Here is a 1,170-nt window from a genome sequence, read left to right on the forward strand (position 1 = left end):
ACGCCCGAAGGCCAGTCTGCGGCCGTCGTCGAAGCGATCCGCAAGGCCGGGTACGAGCCGCTTGAACACACCCTCGAACTGAAGATCGAGGGCATGACCTGCGCCAGCTGCGTCGGGCGGGTGGAGCGGGCGCTTCGCGCCGCGCCGGGAGTGCTGCAAGCGCAGGTCAACCTGGCTACGGAACGCGCCACGGTCACCGTGCTCAAGGGCGCTGATACCGCCGCCCTGGTCGCCGCCGTCGAGAAGGCCGGCTACCACGCCGCGCCGATCGTCGAAGCTGGCCCGGACCTCGCCGATCGTGAACGTGAGGCGCGCGCGGCGGAGATCAGGGGATTGAAGCGGGCAGTGGGCCTCGCCGCCCTTGCGACCATCCCACTGTTCTTGATCGAGATGGGCCGCCACTTCGTGCCCGGCGCCCACCATCTCCTGGCAAGCACGATCGGCGAGCAGCCCTGGCGCTTGATCAGCTTCGCGCTGGCCGCCTTCGTGCTGTTCGGTCCCGGCTTGCGCTTCTATCGCAAAGGCGTGCCGAACCTCGTTCGGCGCACGCCGGACATGAATTCCCTAGTGGTGCTCGGCGCGACGGCCGCCTTCGCTTATTCGACCGTCGCCACCTTCATGCCCGGCCTGCTGCCGGCCGGAGCCAACCACATCTACTTCGAAGCCGCCGCCGTGATCGTCACCCTGATCCTGGTCGGACGCCTGTTCGAGGCCCAGGCGAAGGGCCGCACGAGCGAGGCGATCAAGCGTCTGATGACGCTGCAGGCGAAGACCGCGCGCGTGGAGCGGGCGGGCGTGGTCCTTGAGGTTCCCGTCTCCGAGGTCCTTGTCGGCGACATCGTCGTGGTCCGGCCGGGCGAACGGGTGCCGGTGGACGGCGAGGTCCTGGACGGGGCCTCCTACGTCGATGAATCCATGATCACCGGCGAGCCGGTCCCGGTCGAGAAAGGTCCGGGCGCCGCCGTGGTTGGCGGCACGGTCAACAAGACCGGGACTTTCCGCTTCCGCGCCACCAAGGTGGGCGCGGCCACCCTGCTCGCCCAGATCGTGCGGATGGTCGAGGCCGCCCAGGGCGCCAAGCTGCCGATCCAGGCTCTCGTCGACAAGGTCACCAGCTGGTTCGTGCCGGCCGTCATCGTCGGCGCTGTCTTGACCTTCGCCGCCTGGCTG

General features: G+C 69.1%; 1 protein-coding gene. It reads left to right on the forward strand.

What is annotated here, in order from left to right:
• Nucleotides 1-1,170, forward strand: a 1,170-nt coding sequence (locus Q8L83_RS00005) for a cation-translocating P-type ATPase (RefSeq protein ID WP_305284049.1), incomplete at both ends; no start/stop codon positions are given.

It is taken from the genome of Phenylobacterium sp. (genome assembly GCF_030680185.1).
In the GTDB taxonomy this organism is placed as follows: domain Bacteria; phylum Pseudomonadota; class Alphaproteobacteria; order Caulobacterales; family Caulobacteraceae; genus Phenylobacterium.